16 protein-coding genes are annotated in these 17,931 nt (G+C 72.7%); 8 read left to right on the plus strand and 8 right to left on the minus strand.

Annotated features, from left to right (window positions below; translation table 11 throughout):
- Window positions 1-66 precede the first annotated feature (66 nt).
- Genes ACFVWW_RS12540 through ACFVWW_RS12565 form a run of 6 tightly spaced genes read left to right on the plus strand, consistent with a single transcriptional unit; the run spans window position 67 to window position 6,514 of the window.
- The gene (locus tag ACFVWW_RS12540) at window positions 67-816 is read left to right on the plus strand and encodes a cupin domain-containing protein (protein ID WP_384180954.1); all 750 of its coding nucleotides are present in this window, start codon (window positions 67-69) and stop codon (window positions 814-816) included.
- A complete protein-coding gene (locus tag ACFVWW_RS12545) occupies window positions 813-1,838 on the plus strand; it encodes a hypothetical protein (protein WP_386878466.1) in 1,026 nt (341 codons plus the stop codon). Before ACFVWW_RS12540 ends, ACFVWW_RS12545 begins: the two co-directional genes overlap by 4 nt.
- A complete protein-coding gene (locus ACFVWW_RS12550; RefSeq protein ID WP_386878465.1) occupies window positions 1,835-2,770 on the plus strand; it encodes a hypothetical protein in 936 nt (311 codons plus the stop codon). The genes ACFVWW_RS12545 and ACFVWW_RS12550 overlap by 4 nt, the downstream gene beginning before the upstream one ends.
- A complete protein-coding gene (locus ACFVWW_RS12555; protein ID WP_384180960.1) occupies window positions 2,736-3,272 on the plus strand; it encodes a hypothetical protein in 537 nt (178 codons plus the stop codon). Before ACFVWW_RS12550 ends, ACFVWW_RS12555 begins: the two co-directional genes overlap by 35 nt.
- Before the next feature lie 57 nt (window positions 3,273-3,329).
- Entirely contained in the window at window positions 3,330-5,090 is a 1,761-nt protein-coding gene (locus ACFVWW_RS12560) for an asparagine synthetase B family protein (protein ID WP_386878464.1), read from the plus strand.
- An 11-nt stretch (window positions 5,091-5,101) separates the two neighbouring features.
- Window positions 5,102-6,514, plus strand: a complete 1,413-nt coding sequence (locus ACFVWW_RS12565; protein ID WP_386878463.1) for an aldehyde dehydrogenase family protein — start codon at window positions 5,102-5,104, stop codon at window positions 6,512-6,514.
- Between the two features lie 99 nt (window positions 6,515-6,613).
- On the opposite strand, the gene ACFVWW_RS12570 is transcribed toward ACFVWW_RS12565, so the two are convergent.
- Genes ACFVWW_RS12570 through ACFVWW_RS12585 form a run of 4 tightly spaced genes read right to left on the minus strand, consistent with a single transcriptional unit; the run spans window position 6,614 to window position 12,262 of the window.
- A complete protein-coding gene (locus ACFVWW_RS12570; protein ID WP_386878462.1) occupies window positions 6,614-7,945 on the minus strand; it encodes a CHAT domain-containing protein in 1,332 nt (443 codons plus the stop codon).
- A complete protein-coding gene (locus ACFVWW_RS12575) occupies window positions 7,939-9,594 on the minus strand; it encodes a hypothetical protein (RefSeq protein ID WP_386878461.1) in 1,656 nt (551 codons plus the stop codon). Before ACFVWW_RS12575 ends, ACFVWW_RS12570 begins: the two co-directional genes overlap by 7 nt.
- On the minus strand, window positions 9,594-10,787 hold the full coding sequence (locus tag ACFVWW_RS12580; RefSeq protein ID WP_386878460.1) for a hypothetical protein: 1,194 nt from the start codon (window positions 10,785-10,787) through the stop codon (window positions 9,594-9,596). Before ACFVWW_RS12580 ends, ACFVWW_RS12575 begins: the two co-directional genes overlap by 1 nt.
- Window positions 10,787-12,262, minus strand: a complete 1,476-nt coding sequence (locus ACFVWW_RS12585; protein ID WP_386878459.1) for a hypothetical protein — start codon at window positions 12,260-12,262, stop codon at window positions 10,787-10,789. The genes ACFVWW_RS12580 and ACFVWW_RS12585 overlap by 1 nt, the downstream gene beginning before the upstream one ends.
- 124 nt (window positions 12,263-12,386) lie before the next feature.
- Here ACFVWW_RS12585 and ACFVWW_RS12590 point away from each other — a divergent pair, with 124 nt between their 5' ends.
- Complete coding sequence (locus ACFVWW_RS12590; protein WP_384180974.1) at window positions 12,387-13,184, plus strand: hypothetical protein; 798 nt, start codon at window positions 12,387-12,389, stop codon at window positions 13,182-13,184.
- A 49-nt stretch (window positions 13,185-13,233) separates the two neighbouring features.
- Here ACFVWW_RS12590 and ACFVWW_RS12595 read toward each other — a convergent pair whose 3' ends face one another.
- Window positions 13,234-13,857 carry a TetR/AcrR family transcriptional regulator gene (locus ACFVWW_RS12595; protein WP_386878458.1) on the minus strand — a complete coding sequence of 208 codons (624 nt, stop codon included), beginning with the start codon at window positions 13,855-13,857 and terminating at the stop codon, window positions 13,234-13,236.
- Between the two features lie 81 nt (window positions 13,858-13,938).
- On the minus strand, window positions 13,939-14,652 hold the full coding sequence (locus ACFVWW_RS12600; protein ID WP_384180978.1) for a hemolysin III family protein: 714 nt from the start codon (window positions 14,650-14,652) through the stop codon (window positions 13,939-13,941).
- A gap of 298 nt (window positions 14,653-14,950) precedes the next feature.
- On the opposite strand from ACFVWW_RS12600, the gene ACFVWW_RS12605 reads away from it, so the two are divergent.
- On the plus strand, window positions 14,951-16,774 hold the full coding sequence (locus ACFVWW_RS12605; protein ID WP_384336193.1) for a phosphoenolpyruvate carboxykinase (GTP): 1,824 nt from the start codon (window positions 14,951-14,953) through the stop codon (window positions 16,772-16,774).
- Window positions 16,775-16,828: 54 nt separating this feature from the next.
- On the opposite strand, the gene ACFVWW_RS12610 is transcribed toward ACFVWW_RS12605, so the two are convergent.
- Entirely contained in the window at window positions 16,829-17,281 is a 453-nt protein-coding gene (locus ACFVWW_RS12610) for a VOC family protein (RefSeq protein ID WP_386878457.1), read from the minus strand.
- A 178-nt stretch (window positions 17,282-17,459) separates the two neighbouring features.
- Window positions 17,460-17,852 (minus strand): hypothetical protein, encoded by a 393-nt coding sequence (locus ACFVWW_RS12615; protein ID WP_386878456.1) that lies wholly within the window; start codon window positions 17,850-17,852, stop codon window positions 17,460-17,462.
- Between the last annotated feature and the right edge of the window lie 79 nt (window positions 17,853-17,931).

The following is a 17,931-nucleotide window of genomic DNA, read 5'->3' on the forward strand; positions in this document are numbered from 1 at the left end:
GCTCCGGGTGTTCCCGGTCACCGCTCTACGATGCGATCGTGGTCGACAGCGCGATGGGGGGCGTTGATGTCCGACATGAATTCCGGTTCCGGTTCCGGTTCCGGCCGGCCCGGGCTGCGGGGTATGGAGCGGCTTTCGCGGGAGCTGCCGTACGGGGTGGAGCTCTTCCATCTCCGGCCCGAGGGCAGTGTGCTGTTCGCCGACCGCGACGGGGCGCGCGAGCTCGGGCCGCGGGAGGAGTTCCTCCGCTTCATCGACGAGGGGCAGTTCGCCCACTACCTCGTCGGTGACGCGCGGACCTCGCCCGAACGGCCGTCCAACGCCACCTTCAAGCTCGGGGTGGTGGGTCCGCGCAGCGCGTTCACCCCGCACGCGCACGGCGGCGAGCACATCGTGCTCAGCCTCGGCCACGCCGCCTGCGGTCTCTACGACGCCCCGCGCGGCCGGGTCACCGAGATCAGGCTCTTTCCCGGGGCGATGATCCGCATTCCCGAGATGATGCCCCACTCCTTCGCCAATCGCGGGGCGAAGCCGCTGAACATCCTCGCCGCCAACACCGGCTTCGGTATCGATCACGAGGACTACGCCATCACCGCCGAGGAGGCCGAGCGCCGCGCCGCGCCTGATGCCGTGGCCGACGGCCGCAGTGCTCTCGGCACCGTCGACCGCGTCGCCACCGACTACGGGCTGCTCGCCGCCGCGCTGCGCGACATCGAGCGGATCCAGCGCGTCAGGGGCGTCGGCGCCACCTCCGTGAAGGAGCGCCTCGCCGCCGGGCTGCGCCGCGTCGCGGCCGCACTGGAGGGCCCCCGATGATCTGTCCCCACTGCGAGCGGAATCTGCTCCTCAAGGAGCGGCCCGGCCGCGTCTGCTCCAAGTGCGGGCGGCGGTACGCCCTGGATCCCAAGACCAACTCACTGCGGCTCAGCGACGCACGGATCAAGCGGCTCGTCGAGAAGCTCACCGACGGCGGACAGCTGACGATCTCCGTCAACCAGCTCTGGGCGGCGGCGGCACGCACGACACAGAAGGCCGGGAAGTCGATCGCGGGGGGCATCGGCTGCACGGTGTTCGGGGTGCCGGTCGCCGTCGCCCTGATCGCCGCCGGAGTCTCCATCGGTGGGGCGGCCGTCGTGCTCGTCGTCCTCGGCGCCCTGCTCCTCGTGTCCGTCGTCGGCGCCGTGGTCTCGACCGTGAGCGACCGGCGCGCGCTGAACGAGAGCACGCTGAGCACCTTCCGCACCACCCTGCTGACCGACTGGAAGCAGATCTACGGTTCGCTGCCGCCCGGGGTCATCGAGCACTACACCGCCCCGGCCGTCCAGCAGCCGGAGGGCGCGCATGTCGCGCTGCTCTGCCACGACAAGTCCATCGCCGCCTGCCTGATCGCCAACGAGATCCCGCAGCGGTACGGAGTCGCCGTCGCCACCGAGATCCAGCAGCTCCCTGACGCCGTGCCCGTCATCGTCCTGCACGACGCGAGCCCGGCCGGCTGCCAGCTGCCGCTGCGGACCCGCGCGGCGCTGCCGGGCCGGAGAGTCGTCGACGCGGGGCTGCCGCCGCGCGCCGTGATGAACGCGAAGGGCGCGGTGGCGGTACGCCGTCCCAAGCCCGCGCCGGACCTCATCGGGCGGCTGCGCGACAGCGGCACGCTGACCGAGGCCGAACTCGCCTGGCTGGCCAAGGGCTGGACGGTCCTCCTCATCGCCGTGCCGCCCGTCAGGCTCATCGCCGCCGTCGTCAGGGCCGTCGAACGCGTCGGTGCCACGACCGACCCCGACCGGCGCAGGGCCGAGGCCGTCGGCTTTCTCACCTGGCCCGGAGAGAGCGGCCGATGACCGCGCGCACGACCGCCGGCCTCGGCGACCGTCTCCTCGGCCGCGCCCTCAGCATCGCCGTGGCCCGCGCGGGCGCGCCTGGCCGGATCCGGTTCACCGAGCGGCAGCTGTACTACGAGCTGTGCCGCGTCCTGCGCCCGCCGCACGCCGTGCCGCGCGCGGTTCCGCTCACGCCGGCCCCGCCCGTACGGTACGAGCGCTTCGCGGAGGCGCTGCGCCGGAAGGGGGAGGTGCCGGGGCTGCTGACGCCCGTTCCCGCCGGTACCACGGGTGCGCGGCGCGAGTCCCGGGCGCCTCAGGAGCCCGATCTCTACGACTACGGGCTGCCCCGGCTGCTCGTCTGCCAGAGCCGCTCCGTGGCCCGGATGCTCCTCGCGAACGATGTGCATCTGGAGGCCGCCTGCCCGGTGTTCGCCTCCGACGACCTGCCGCTCGACCCCCGGCTGGTGGCCGGGCTCGGCAGCGTCGAGGGCGCCACCGTGCACGTCCTGCACGACGCGAGCGTGGCCGGGATCGCCCTCACCGCGCGGGTGCGCGCCGACGTCCTGGGTGTCCCCGGCGTCCCCAGTGGCCCCGGTGTACGGGTCGCCTCGATGGGTCTCGTACCCCGGCACGCCGCCGCGCTGCACCTGATCTCGGTACGTGGCCCGGCACCGGAGGCCGGCCGGGACACCCTGCCGTCCGCGCTCGAACCGCGCGAGCTGGAATGGCTGGCCGGAGGGCGTTTCGCCGAGGTGGAATCCGTCCCCCCGGCGCGTCTGCTGCGCACCGTCCTGCGCCTGGTGCGTGGACCGAGGACACCCGGCCACTCCCGGTGGACCGGGCTCCGCGAGCTGCGTACGGCGGGATTCATGACATGGCCGACGAACCAACCAGGCGACAGAAGGACACGAGGCGATGAACCGGCCACGGTCGATCCCGTACCGAGATGAACTGCTCGCCGACGGCAGCGTGCACCGCAGGTACGAGGACGGGCACGAGGAGTGGCGGCGGCGCGACGGCGGCACCCGGGTGCACTGGCAGGACAACCGGGGCGCTTCCGGCACCGACGAAGCGCTCGGCCGGCGGATCATCAAGCGCCTGCACGCGGACGGCACCGCGACGTACGGCCGGGACATCGGCTACGGACGTACGCTCTGGGGCCAGGGCGAGACGGTGCTCGTCAACAGGACGTCGTTCGGCGGCCGCATGGGCGTGCTGCTGGGCGGACTCGGCCTGGTGACCCTCGCCGTCACAGTCGCCCAGTATCCGCCGGTCAGCCTCAGTCCCGAGGAAGAGGAGGAGCTGCGGCAGCAGGCGGCCCAGAGCTCCTCCTCCGGTGGTGACGGGGGCGGCGGGGACGCCGGCGGCGGTGATGGGGGCGGTGACTGGGACTCCGGTGACGGCTGGAACTCCGACGACGGCGGCGGCTGGAGCGACGACGACTTCGGATGAGCCGCGAGGAGTGAGCCGTACGGCGTACGACTGTTGATCGGCAGGAGGAGGGTGACCATGGCGCGGTTCAGCGCCTGCCTGGCGGCGGACCCCGAGCGGGCCAGGGACCAGCTGGCGGCGACGGGCGCCTCCGTACGCCCCGACGGCCCCGCGCTGGCGCTGATCGAGGACGAACCGGGCCACGCCACCGGGCCGTTCACCGCGTACGGACGCACCGCCGTCGGCGAGGTCACCCTGCACAACCGGCCCGAACTGCTCGCCGCGCTCGCCGGGGCCGGCGCCCCCGCCCCGCCCGACTGCCCGGACGGCGAACTGCTGCTGCGCTGCTGGGCGCGGCTCGGCCCGGCCGGGATCCGCGCGGCCGAGGGCATGTTCGCGCTCGCCGTGCGGGAGAACGACGAACTCGTCCTGATCCGCGACCATATGGGCGCCCGCACCCTCTTCTACGCCCGCGCCGAGGACTGCTGGGCCGCGTCGACCTCGCTCCGCGCCCTGCGCCGCTGGCCCGCGCTCGGGACAGGTCTGGAACTGGCCGCCGTACGCTCCTTCCTCACGTTCGCCTACCTCCCCGGCGAGGAGACGCTGCTGCGCGGAGTGCGCGAAGTGCTCCCCGGGCGCTGTCTGCGGCTCTCGGTGGACGGAGCCGTGGCGGAGGAGCACTACTGGGAGCCGGAGGAGCGGATCGAGGACGACGGAGCGCCGCCCGAGATCTACGCCCTGCGCCTGCGCGGGCTGCTGGAGGAGGCGACGGCGCGGCGGCTGCCGGCGGCCGAGGCGGTGGGCGTACTGCTCTCCGGCGGCGTCGACAGCTCGCTGGTGACCGCCCTCGCCGCCAAGCTGCACGCGCATCCCGTGCACACGTACTCGATCAGCTTCGGCGACGAACTCCCCAACGAACTGGGCTACTCGGGTCTCGTCGCCACGCACTGCCACACCCGGCACCGGGTGCTCACCGTGTCGGGCGCCGCCGTCGCCGCGCGCCTCGCGGAGGCGGCCGCGCTGCTCGACAGCCCCGTGGGCGATCCACTGACCGTGCCCAATCTGATGCTCGCCGAGGCCGTGGCGGGCGACGGGCTGCGCGTCGTGCTCAACGGGGAGGGCGGCGACCCGGTGTTCGGCGGGCCGAAGAACCTGCCCATGCTCGTCCAGGAGATGCACCGCGACGACGTGGCCGGCGGGGACGCCGACGACGCGCGCGAGACCGCGTATCTGCGCTCGTACCGCAAGTGCTTCACGGATCTGCCCGAACTGCTCACCGCCGAGGCGCTGGACGCCCTCGCCACCGCGCCGCGTCCGCAGCGGTTCGTCACCCCGTATCTGCGGCCCGGGGCCAGGGACGGCCGGATGGACCATCTCCTCAACCAGCTGCTGCACTGCAATCTGCGGACCAAGGGCGCCCACCACATCCTCACCAAGGTCGAACGGCTCACCGCCTCGCGGTCCATCCAGGGCCGCTCCCCGCTGTTCGACCGCCGGGTGGTGGACCACGCCTTCGCCACACCGCCACGGTGGAAGCTGAACGGCGCCGTGGAGAAGTGGGTGCTGAAGGAAGCCGTACGGGACCTGCTGCCCGGGACGGTCGTGGACCGGCCGAAGAGCGGGATGCGCGTACCGGTGCAGCAGTGGCTCGGCGGGCCGCTGCGCGAGCTGGCCGGCGATCTCCTACTGGGCCGGGAGGCACGCGCCCGCGGGCTCTTCCGGCAGGACACCGTGCGCTCGTGGATGCGCGGTGAGGGCGCGCTGCTGCCCAGGCAGGGCGGCAAACTGTGGCTCGTGCTCACCTTGGAACTGTGGCTGCGCGCCTACGACGTCAGCTGATGGAGGCCCCGTTGGACACCTCGCAGAACCCCTCTCCCGCGATGCCGTCGGACCGGCCGGCGGGCACCGTCCCGCTCATCGACCCCCGTACGGGCCGGGTGCGCGGCAGCTCCGCCGTCGCCCGGGAGCGGGAGGTCGGCGCCGTGGTCGGCGCGAGCCGCCGGGCCTTCCCCGGCTGGCGGGCCCTGACACCGAGGGAACGGTCCCGGCGGCTCGACCGCCTCGCCGCTCTGCTCGAGGAGCACGCCGCCGCGTACGCCGCCCTGGAGCGGGCGGGCACGGGCAAGCCGGCGGACGAGGCGGCCGGTGAGGTGGAGCAGGCGGCGGACCTGTTCCGCTTCTACGCCTGGGCGGCGCGCACCCAGTCGGCTCCGGCCGCGGGAAGCTTCGTCGCGGGCCATGAGAGCTGGGTGCGCTGGGAGCCGATCGGTGTCATCGGGGTGGTCGTCCCCTGGAACTACCCGCTGATGATGGCCACATGGCGCTGCGCGCCCGCCCTCGCCGCCGGGAACACGGTCGTGGCGAAACCGGCGGAGACGACCCCCGACTCGCTGCTGCTGTTCGCCGACCACGCGCGGGAGGCGCTGGGCGAGGACGTCGTACGGACGCTCCCCGGCGACCGGGAGACCGGGCGTCTACTGGTGGCGAGCGAGGTGGACATGGTCGCCTTCACCGGAAGCGCGGCGGCCGGAGCCGACGTGGCGGCCCGCGCGGGCACGAAGCGCGTCAGCCTGGAACTGGGCGGCAACAGCCCAGTCATTGTCCTGCCGGACGCGCCCGAGGACACCTGGACCGAGCTCGCGCGAGCGACCACGTACAACGCGGGGCAGAGTTGCGCCGTCCCCGCGCGGGTGATCACGCTCCGCGAGAACTACGACTCCGCCGTGGCCCTGCTCACCGACGCGATGCGCGAGCGCCGGGCGGGCCGGGACTTCGGCCCGCTCAACAACGCCGACCAGGCGGCGCGGTACGACCGGATCGTGGCGGCCTCCGCGGCGAAGGTGACGGCGACGGCCGAGATGACCCTCGGCGAGGGCGAGGAGGGCGGCTTCTGGCGCCCCGCGTGTGTGCTCGCGGATCTGCCGGACGACGATCCGGCGGTGGTGGGGGAGGTGTTCGGCCCGCTGCTGACGGTGCAGGCGGCCGAGAGCGTCGAGGACGCCGTCGCCCTGGCGAACGGGGTGCCGCAGGCGCTGGCCGCGAGCGTGTGGACGCGGGACGTGGCGGCGGGACTCGACCTCGCCGGGCGACTGAACGCGGGCGAGGCCTGGCTCAACTGCCATCTGGTCCAGACGGCGGAGCTTCCGCACGGCGGCCGGGGCTCCTCGGGCCATGGCACGGACCTCAGCACGCTGGCGCTGCACGAGTACCAGCGCCCGAAGACGATCACGGCGCGCGTGCGGCTCGCGCCCCGGTTCCGGTGACGCGGAGGCTGATCCGGCGCCCCCTCGGACCGTGCGGCCTCGGACCGTGCGGCCTCGGACCGTGCTGCCTCGGGCCGCACTGCCTCGGGGCGTGCCCCCTCAGACCGTGCTGATCGTGGCGAACGCGCCCCACAGCACGGGGGAATGCTCGACCGTACGCAGCTCACGCCAGGCGGTCAGGCGCTCCCGCTGCCAGTCGTTGTGGGCGAGCACGGCGTCCTCCCGCTCGTGCGCGGAGTCGATCGCGCAGACCGCGTCCTGGAGCGGGCGGGCCACCGGGTCGGCGCCCGCGAGCCGGTGGAAGGCCAGGTCGGTGGGGAGCGTCCAGCGGCCCGCGGTGACGGTCTCCGCGCCGCCGTGGATCATCGCGGTGGCCAGCCCGAGCGCCTCGCCGAACCGCAGATCCCCGCCGCTCTCACAGGCGATGAGAGCCACCCGGCTGGGAATCGGCCACCGGGTCCTGCCCGGCTCCGGGACGGCGTCGGGGTCGGCAACGTTCCGGTCGGTGTCGGCGTCGAGTCCGTAGGAGCCCAGCAGCAAGTCCTTTGCGGACAGCGGGCGGTGGGCCCGTACCGGCGCGGCGAAGCCGATCGTGTCCGCCGTGCAGGCCAGGTGCAGCTGGGCGTTCTCGCTCAGCCCCGTGCCGGGCGCCGCGGCGGTCACATGGCCGACGTACAGCAGCCGCGCCGCGCCCGCGCGAAGCGCCGAGCCCAGCCACTCCCGGTCCAGATCGGTGCGGCGGAACGCCTCGACCGGCTCCTGTACGGCGGGCCGCCAGCGTCCCTCGGCCGCGTACCCGGCGACCATCCGGGCGACCGGCGCGTCGGCCGCCATCCGCCCCAGCACCGAGCCGAGACCGGAGTCCGCCCGGAACCCCGGCACCCGCGGATCGAGGACGCCCACCACGGGCAGGTGCCGGGTCGCCGCCCAGGGACGGGACGGCCTGGCGGCGGCGTGCACGACGCTCACCGGCGCCAGGAGGCTGATGTCCGCGATCTCCACCAGCCGCACCTGCGGATCGGGTGCCAGCAGCTCCCACGGGACCTGCGCCACGCGCGGCGACGGCTGGATCCGCAGATGCGGGCGTACCCCGCTCCGGTACAGGTCGTACAGCTGCTTGGCCAGGCCGTACGGCAGGAAGGTCCGCGCCAGCCTTTCGGCCAGGGCGAGTTCACTCTCGTACGAGGCGAAGGCTCCGGCCGTCAGCGCGTGCCCGAGCGCCTCGCCGGGCAGCGCGTCGTCCAACGCGTTCAGTGTCTCGGTGAGTTGGGCCTGCGGGACGAGCCCGATGCCCGTCGCCGCCATGTCGTGGGTCCACCGCCAGGAGATGTAGAGGTCCCCGGCGTCCGCCATCCGGACCAGCGCCGTCGGCTGCGCCGCCACGCCCTCCTGCCGCCAGGACCGCCCCCGGGGGCTCGCCGCGCTCACCATGTCGGCACCACCCGGGTGTCCCGGACGCGGCCGCCGTACCGGGCCTCCGCCTGGGCGATGTACGGGTCAAGCGCCACCGCGCCGGCCGGGTTCAGCGCCAGCCGCGGCGGCGGGGAGACCCGCAGCCCCACGCTCGCCGCGACATCGGCGAGGGCCGCGCCGAGCTGGAACGTGTCCATGGAGTCCCCCTGCGCGTCAGTTCCGGGACCGGGGTCCGGGAAGGTCAACGGCCCCAGGAACTGCGGGGGTTCCAGTGTCGGGCCGCCCGCCGCGCCGTCGCCGGCGGAGGTGTCCATCAGCGGGGTTCCCGCGCACTGCGATTCGATCAGCTCGCCCACCAGCCCCGCGGCCCCGGCTCTGACGGCGAGCCGGAACGCCAGCCGCATGGCGGGCGCCGCGATCTCGCGGTTCCACCGCTCGCGCTGCGCGCCGTTGGCCAGGGTGAACCGCACCGCGTCGATGGCGAGCGCCGCCGGCACGGCCAGTCCGACGGCCCGGCCCAGCAGCCCGGGGTCGGGGGCGGAGCCCGTGGACAACCGGTCCTCCAGCAGCGTGGCGTGGAAGAAGTCCGCCTGGGCGCAGCGCAGTCCGGACCGGCTCGCGGCGAAAGCCGCCACGGCCTGCGCGAGTTGGGCCTCGCTCTCCTCGTAGCGGCCCTCGGCGTGCAGGACGGCCGCGAGCCGTACCCGCACCTCCGCGGCGGCGACCACCGCCCCGCACTCCTCGAACCGCGCCACGCCCTGGACGTACAACTCACCGGCCCCGGCCGGATCCCCGCGCAGCGCGGCCAGCAGCCCGAGCAGGTCGAGGCCGATGCCCGACTGGTGGCTCATCCCGGCCCGGTCGAAGAACGCCTGCCCGGCGGTGAGCAGCGGCTCCGCCTCATCGAGGCGGCCCGACCGCAGATAGATCTGGGCCAGGCTCTGCCGCGCCTCGGCGACCCCGGCCGGGGTGTCCGCCGCCTGGAACGCGGTGACCGCCTGGTGCGCGAAGTCCTCGGCGAGCTCAGGCCGGCCGGTCGCCAGGCCGATCGCCGACAGATTCATCAGCGGGCGCCCCGCCAGCTCGGGCTGATGCCTTAGGACCACATCCAGGGACTCGGTCGCCAGCTCGTTCGCCCTGGCCCACTGCTCGCGCTGGATCGTGAGGGCGGTGAGCGAGACCAAGCAGCTGATGAGCAGATCGGCGGTGTCCGGCCCCAGGAGCGTGGTCTCGTCCGCCGGGGAGGCCAGCAGGGCGCGGGCCTGCTCCAGCGCGGTGTGCGCCCCGTCGAAGTCCCCGCTGTGCAGCAGGGGGTGGGACAGGTTGACCAGTGCGGAGGCGCGGAGCACGGTGACGGCCGCGGTGACGGTGACATCACCGGCGACCACCTCGGCCAGCAGGTCGCACAGCCCGAGCGCCTCGCGGAACGAGGCGACCGCCGCCGGGTGATCGCCCAGCCGGTCGGCCGCGCTCGCCCGGTTGATCAGGGCCTGGGTCCGTACGTCGAGGGTACGGGCGAAGGGCGCGGCGGCCTCGACGGCCCGGTCGAACAGGCCGTGGGCGGCCGGGTATTCGCCACGGAGGAAGGCGTCGTTGCCCGCGTCGATGAGCGCGGACATCCGCGCGATCTCCTCGGGGCCAGGTTCGTCGCGGGAGGCGGAGGTCATCAGAAGTCCGTGTCGTCGGACGCCGCCGCGATCTCCGCGCGGAGCAGCGAGCCGGGGTAGTCGGCCGAGTCCCCGGCGCTGGTCCCGCTGGCCATGGCCCTGGCCCTGGCGAGTCGGCTCCGGGCGAGGTCCCGTACCCGCGCCCGTACCGCCTCCTGCGCCGCCGGGTCGTCGGGCGGTCCCGGCGTACCGAACCCCGGCAGGTAGATGTCGACGGCCAGCCCCGCGCCGCGGGGGTCGGGACCTCCTGTCCCCGCGTGGTCGAAGGGGGCGTCACCCAGCCAGGAGTCGGCCACCAGGCGCAGGCCGAAGTCGAGCTGATCGGCCGCCCCGCTGACGGCCGCCCGGGGCGTCAGCAGCGGGTGCGCCGGGGGCGGTCCGGGGGCGGCGACGACGGCGACGGTGACGGTCGTGCGCGCGTCGGCCCGTACGACCACCCAGGACACGGCCCGCTCGGAGGCGTCGACCAGCCCCGGCGGGTAGCGGCGCCAGTCGGAACCGCCCGTGCCACGGGCGAGCGTCAGGCCGCCTTCCGGGTCCGCCGTCGCGGACGCCGGGCCGGCGGCGAGCGCGTAGTCGGTCGCGCGGGGCGTGACGTCGGCATCAGCGTCCGCGTCGGCGTCGGCGTCCGCGCGGGTGTCGGCGTAGGACCGGACCGGCGGGTGCGAGTCGGTCGTCTCTTGTGCGGCGAAGAGCAGATCGCACTCCTCGGTCAGGTCGCCGATGTCCTGGTCGAGCAGCCGCTCGTCCAGCGCCGGGATGGAGTCGATCAGCGACGCCGGCCACCAGCGCGCCGCCCAGTGCGCGAACGCCAGCCGGCGGGCGCTCGCCACCAGCCCCGGCAGCGCGGGCGCCGCTTCCGCTTCCGCTTCCGCGACGGCCTGGGCGGGCGCCGCTTCCGTGACCGCCTCATTGGCGTCGGCCAGAGCCAGCGCGACCTGTTCGCCGTAGACGGCCCAGACCCACTCCTGGGCCAGGCCGACATCGTCGAGCACCGCCGCCGGGGCGGCCTCCAGGGCCAGAACGCTCCAGGTCAGATGCCCGCCGGCCACGTCCAGCACCGCCACGTCCACCCCCGGCGCGGAGTCCAGGACGTTCGGCGCCGATCCGCCGCCGCTCCCGTCCGGGGCCAGCGGGGTGATGACATGCAGCCGCCCGCCCTCGGCGCGCCCGATCCGTACGGCGCCGGCCATCAGCCCGTCCCCTCCTGGGCGAGGTGGACGCTGAGCGCGTGCCTGACCCGGCTCCGGTGGTCCAGGATCACCGAGCGGGCCACGCCGTCCAGGACGTCCCACAGTTCCTCGACAGGGCCCATCGATGCCTCCCGTACATCGCGTCCGTGCAGCCGCACCCACAGCCGCCGCAGATAGGCCCGCCAGGGCGTACGCAGGTCCTCCGCGATCCGCGCGAGGGGCTCGGCGACGGCGTCCCGGCCGGTACGGGCGCCCGGGTCAACGGCGAGCCGGCGGGCCTGGAGGACGTACGCCTCGCGGCGCCAGCGGCTGTTGACCGCCCGGTGCGCGCCCGTCCCGGCGTCGTCGCCTCCCGCCGCACCCGTGTCAGCGCCGGTTTCACCCAAGGGGCGCAGCCCCAGGGCGAGTTGGGCGCCCACGGTGGCGGCGACGCGCAGCGACTCGTCGGTCAGCGCCCAGGGGGCGCAGCTCCGGTGGATCTCCCGCCGGACGAGTTCGGGAACGGGCGCGAGGCCGGCCCGGTCGCTCGACGCCTGCAACACGGTGAAGACCCGCTCGTGGACCGTACGGTCGAACGGCAGCCCCAGGGCCGCTTTGGAGGCGGAGCCGCCCAGCCGGGGCATGACCGGTATTCGATGGGCCGTCAGACCCATCTCCCTGGCGGGTCGTTCGGGCTCCGGCGGCGTACCCCACAGGGCGCGCCCCGCCGCCGTACCGACGCGCTCGTCGACCAGCCGTACCAACGCCGCCTCGCCCCTGGCCCGGTGCTCTCCGAGGTCCCCGCCCTGGGTACGGGAACGGGGCCGCCCGGCCGGACAGGCGTCGAGGACGTCCCGTACCCCTGCCGGCGTTCCGCCCTCCAGCCGCCCAGGGGCGCGGTCGGACCACGCCGCCTCCAGGGCCGCGGTCAGCCCGGCGGTGTGCGCGGGGTCGGTGAGGTACTCCCTGAGCGCCCGCGTGGTACGGCCCTGGGCGGAGCCGTGCACCTCGCGCAGCGCGTCCTCGGCGGTCCGCCGGCCGGTCGCGGGCTCGGGCGGCCCCGCGGTGGCGGCGAGTTCGAAGCAGAGCTGGAAGTACAGGTCCTGCGGGTTTCCCTCGGTGATCCGCAGCCCCCTGCGCACCTGTTTGAGCAGAGTGAACCAGGCGGCCGTGGAGCGCAGCACGTCCGCCGCCGCGTGCGTCAGCGTGGCCAGCAGCGCCGCTCCCTCGGCGGTCACCAACGGGCCCGCGCACTGCGGGTGGAGGACGGGCCGGATCACCAGCGGATCGAGGATGAGCTTCACCGTCCGGCTGAGCGGCCCTCCCTGGGCCCCGCTCAGCGGGCCGACCCCGTCGAGCTCGCGCCACACCTCGTCCACCACCATCGCCCGGGGCCGTGCGCCACGCGCCCCGGAATCCGGCGTCCGCACCCCTGGATCGGGCGTGCGCGGACCGGCCGCTCCGTGCGCCTCCGGCGCCTCCACACCTCTCCGCATGGCCTCAGGCTAGGGGCGGGTGCTGGGAGTGCCAAACCTGGGATTGGTAGGCCCGGCGCGGTTCCTACTGTCCCCGTATCGGCCGGTCGGCGACGGCTACGGCCCCCAACGGGAAGGACGGACCATGAAGAAGCTCATCCGGATCGCGGCGCTGCTGTTCCTCTTCGGCTCGATCGGCTACTACCTCTGGCAGGGGTTCACCCGGCCCGTTGACGAGGGCTTGGAGTTTCTCGCCTGGGTCGGCCCGCAGATGATCGCGCCGATCATCGCCCTCACCGTGACGCCCATCGCGTTCGCCTTCACCGGCGACAGCGTGATGGCGGCGCTGTCCGGCCGGAACAGCGCGGCGTTCCGCAACGCCCTGGTCGGCGTCGGGACCGTCACCGCCACGCGTCCCACCGGGATGACGCTCAACGACCAGCCGGAGCTGCGGATCGACCTGATGGTGGAGGGCGCGGACGGCGGCGTGTTCCCCTCCTACGCCAGGGCGGTCGTGCCGATGACGGACGTGGCCATGATCAAGCCAGGCACGGTGCTGCCGGTGCGCTATCTGCCGGGCCGTACCGACCGGGTGGAGCTGGACCGCTCCGGCGACTTCGCCCAGGCGCAGGGCGCCCTGAACGAGGCGATGATCCGGCAGGGCGTCACCACCCGGGAGAACCTGGAGATCGCGCAGCGCGGGGTGGCCGCCCAGGCCGTGGTGCGCTCCCTGGAGGTTCCCGGCGAGATCCGCAACGGCAACCCGAGGCTCGTGGTCGGTCTGGGGGTCACCCGCCCCGACGGCTCCACGTTCACGGTCGAGGTGGTGAAGTACCTGCCGCCGCGCGCTGTTCAGCAGGTCCAGGTGGGCCGCGTCGTGAGCGTGCACTACCTCCCGGAGAACGAGTCCGCGCTGGTGTTCGCCCTTCCCGCCAACTCGTAAGTACGGTGTCCGGCCCGGGACTTCAGAGGCGCAGGCCGCCACCGGGACTTCAGAGGCGCAGGCCGCCTTCGAGGCTGTCCAGTGCCTGGTTGGCCAGGGCGAGCAGATCGTCCTGGCAGCCGCGCTCGCCCCAGTAGAGGGAGACCTCGCGCAGGGCGCCCAGCACGGCCGCGACGGAGATCCGCAGCCCCAGGTCACCGGCTTCCCTGCCGGTGCGCTCCGCGAGCACATCGGTGAGCAGCTTCGCCGTCACCGACATGGTCTCGGTCATCCTGGCGCGGACCGCCGGGATCTCGGCCATCAGCGTGGTGCGCTGGACCAGCTCGTCGTACTCGCCGGTCAGGAGGGCCTCCAGCGCCTCGACCAGGGTGAAGCGCAGAGCCGCCAGCGGAGGTTCGCCGGCCGGCCGGGACCGCAGTACGGACACCATGACCGGGCCGTACTCGTCGGTGAGGACGATGTCCTCCTTGGCCGGGAAGTAGCGGAAGACGGTGGAGGGGGAGACCTCCGCCGCCTCCGCGATCTGCTCGACGGTCGTCGCCTCGTACCCCTGCTCGGAGATCAGCCGGTAGGTGGCCCGGCGGATCGCGCTCCGGGTCTTGAGCTTCTTGCGCTCGCGCAGCCCCAGCTGGGGCCGCTGTTCCGCGAGAGGGAGATGAGAGAAGACGGCCATGGTTCTCATTGTCCGGTATTCGGCAGCGCCGGAACCACGCGGTTTCGGTCGCGGAACCGGCGGCCGCCAGGTCCTGTCCGGTCAGGAGTGCTGATAGGCGACGAGCGAGATGCCGACGAAGTGCACGACGAAGGCGGCCAGGGTGAAGGAGTGGAAGACCTCGTGGAAGCCGAACCACCGCGGTGACGGGTTGGGGCGCTTGAGGCCGTAGATCACGCCGCCGGCGCTGTAGAGCAGCCCGCCGACGACCACCAGCACGAGTACGGCGATTCCGCCACTGCGCAGGAAGTCGGGCAGGTAGAAGACGGCGGCCCAGCCCATCGCGATATAGCAGGGGGTGTAGAGCCAGCGCGGGGCGCCGACCCAGAACACCCGGAAAGCTATGCCCGCCGCGGCGGCCGCCCACACCGCCCACAGCAGCGTCCTGCCGGTCGTGTCGGGCAGCAGCAGCATGGTCAGCGGCGTGTAGGTGCCCGCGATGATCAGAAAGATATTGGCGTGGTCGAGCCGGCGCAGCACGGCCTCTCCGCGCGGGCCCCAGGTGCCGCGGTGGTACACGGCGCTGACTCCGAACAGCAGGCAGGCGGTCAGGACATAGATCCCGCAGGCGACCCGGGCGCGGGTGGAGTCGGTCAGCACGATCAGGGCCAGCCCCGCGATCAGCACAGCGGGGAACATCCCCGCGTGCAGCCAGCCGCGCAGCTTCGGTTTGACCGGGCTGGGCAGCTGGATCTCGACCGGTCCCCCTTCCGGCTGCGGGGAGTTCGCGAGCGAGTCGGATGCGGCATGCGTCATGTCTTCATGCTACCTACGGAACCGTAGGTAACGGTCCTGCGCAAATCGGCGCGCGCGGCGACGGTGTGCGGCGCGAAATGTCGCGTGAACGCCGTGTCTGTGCCTCCTGGATGACGCCTGCCCGCAGCCCGTGTGCGGCCGGAGTGGCGATGCTCACGTGTGAGGTCCTCTGGACATATGGGCGCAGGAGTCGGATGATCAAATGAGTGCGGTCGGCACCGGATGAGCGGGCTACGAAGCATCCGGGTCGCAGCCCCCAAGGGGCATAAAACCAAAAACCCCTCATCAAGGAGCAATCGTGGCGCGCGACATCGCGGCTCCCACCACCGTCCCCACCAACCACCAGGAGTTGATCTCCTGGGTAGACGAAATCGCAGCAATCACGCAGCCGGACAGGGTGGTCTGGTGCGACGGTTCCGAGAGCGAGTACGAGCGCCTGTGCGGGGAGCTCGTCGCCAAGGGAACGTTCAAGAAACTCGACCCCGTCAAGCGGCCGAACTCCTACTACGCCGCCTCCGACCCCTCCGATGTGGCGCGCGTCGAGGACCGCACCTTCATCTGCTCCGAGCAGGAGGAGGACGCGGGCCCGACCAACCACTGGAAAGCCCCGGCCGAGATGCGCGAGATCTTCACGGGTGACGACGGCGTCTTCCGTGGTGCGATGCGTGGGCGGACCATGTACGTGGTGCCCTTCTGCATGGGCCCCCTCGGCTCACCGCTCTCCGCGATCGGGGTCGAGATCACCGACTCCGCGTATGTCGCGGCCTCCATGCGCACGATGACCCGGATGGGACAGCCCGTCCTCGACGAGCTGGGCACCGACGGCTTCTTCGTCAAGGCCGTCCACACCCTCGGTGCGCCGCTGGCCCCGGGCGAGACCGACGTCCCGTGGCCCTGCAACTCCACGAAGTACATCTCGCACTTCCCGGAGTCCCGCGAGATCTGGTCGTACGGTTCCGGCTACGGCGGCAACGCCCTGCTGGGCAAGAAGTGCTACGCGCTGCGCATCGCGTCCGTCATGGCCCGTGACGAGGGCTGGCTCGCCGAGCACATGCTGATCCTCAAACTCACCCCGCCGCGGGGCGAGTCCAAGTACGTCGCGGCCGCCTTCCCGTCGGCCTGCGGCAAGACCAACCTCGCCATGCTGGAGCCGACCATCTCCGGCTGGACCGTGGAGACCATCGGCGACGACATCGCCTGGATGCGGTTCGGCGAGGACGGCCAGCTGTACGCGATCAACCCCGAGGCGGGCTTCTTCGGTGTCGCGCCGGGCACCGGCGAGCACACCAACGCCAATGCCATGAAGACCATGTGGGGCAACTCGGTCTTCACCAACGTGGCGCTCACCGACGACGGCGACGTCTGGTGGGAGGGCATGACCGAAGAACCGCCCGCGCACCTCACCGACTGGAAGGGCAACGACTGGACACCGGAGTCCGGTACGCCCGCCGCCCACCCCAACGCCCGTTTCACCGTCCCGGCCGGCCAGTGCCCGATCATCGCGCCCGAGTGGGAGGACCCCACGGGCGTGCCGATCTCGGCGATCCTCTTCGGCGGCCGCCGCGCCTCCGCCGTACCGCTGGTGACCGAGTCCTTCGACTGGCAGCACGGCGTCTTCCTCGGAGCCAATGTCGCCTCCGAGAAGACGGCGGCCGCCGAGGGCAAGGTCGGCGAGCTGCGCCGCGACCCGTTCGCCATGCTGCCGTTCTGCGGCTACAACATGGGCGACTACATGGGCCATTGGGTCAAGGTCGGCCAGGACAAGGACCAGTCGAAGCTGCCGAAGATCTACTACGTGAACTGGTTCCGCAAGAACGAGGCGGGGAAGTTCGTGTGGCCCGGCTTCGGCGAGAACAGCCGCGTACTGAAGTGGATCGTGGAGCGGCTGGAGGGCAAGGCCGAGGGCGTCGAGACCCCGATCGGCATCCTGCCGACCAAGGAAGCCCTGGACACGGACGGCTTGGCACTCTCCGGGGCCGAACTGGACTTCCTGCTCTCGGTCGACAAGGAGGTCTGGCGCGAGGAGGCTTCGCTCATCCCCGAGCACCTCAACACCTTCGGTGACCACGCGCCCAAGGAGCTGTGGGACGAGTACCACGCGCTCGTCCAGCGCCTGGGCTGATCCCGCGCCCCCGGAGCCGCGACGCACAACCCTCTTCGCGGCTCCGGGGGTTCGCTAGGCAGAATTGCTGTCGGTGCGAGCGAAAATGCCCTTCAGAAGCCCCGTGGACTGACCGACCTCGATCAGATGACCGTCGGGATCGCGCAGATAGCAGCGCACTTCGGCGATGCGGTCGATCGGCGGGGTCAGGAACTCGGCGCCCTTGGCGCTCCATTCGGTATAGCAGGCTTGGATGTCGGCGACCCGGAGGTTCATGAAGCTGGAGACGGTATTCAGGTCGTGGGGCGTGACCAGCGTGACGTCCGGCTTGTCCGGGGTGGGTCCGCCGCCCGGGTTCATGATGATCCAGCTGTTGGCGAGCTTGATGATGCAGGGATTCTCCGCGAGGACTACCTCGCCGCCGAGCACCTCGCTGTAGAAGTCCCGCGAACGCGCCACATCACCCACCGTCAGGAAATGCGTCAGCAGAATACCTTCGCTGGGTGCTGGAAGATCTTCCCTTTTCATGAATGCCTCTCTTCGCCGTCCGCGGTACCGATTCATTGTCGGTATTCGTGTGCGAAGAGATGAGGGGCACGCCGCTCGCCGGGGCGGGATATCCCCCGATGCCGATGCCGATGCCGATGCCGATGCCGGATGGGTGGCACCCGGTCCGCGCGCCTCCGCGGCCTGCGGACCGGGGCCGTCAGTGGGCGCCGACCAGTCGCTGGTCCCGGAGGTCCGGGAGTGCGGCGGTGTGCGCGTCCATGCGCTCGGCGGAGAGGATCGCGGCGGCCGTGTCGGCGCGTGAGGCGGCGACGACCAGGGCGCGGCCCGCGAGCGCGAGGGCGCGGCGGTGCAGGTCGGCCGGGGCGGCGCCGGTGAGTCCCGCGTGGCGCGCCGGCGGGGTGCCACGGAGCCTGGCTATCTGCCCGGCGATGCTCTCGGCGGCCTCGTCGAGCCCGAGCTCGTCCGTGACGGCGAGGAGCGCGGAGAGATGTCCGGCGAGCTGGATGTCCAGCTCTTCCTCGCGGCTGCGGTGCGGGAAATCGGCGTCGGCCATCGTGTGGAGCGACTTCGTGCGGATCGGCTCGTACATGGGATGGCCTCCTGGCGTCGTCAGGAGACCATCCTACATTGGATCCAGTCTAAAGTTGAGTGGAGTCGGGATTGGATTC

The organism is Streptomyces sp. NPDC058198, assembly GCF_042882605.1.
In the GTDB taxonomy this organism is placed as follows: Bacteria; Actinomycetota; Actinomycetes; order Streptomycetales; family Streptomycetaceae; genus Streptomyces.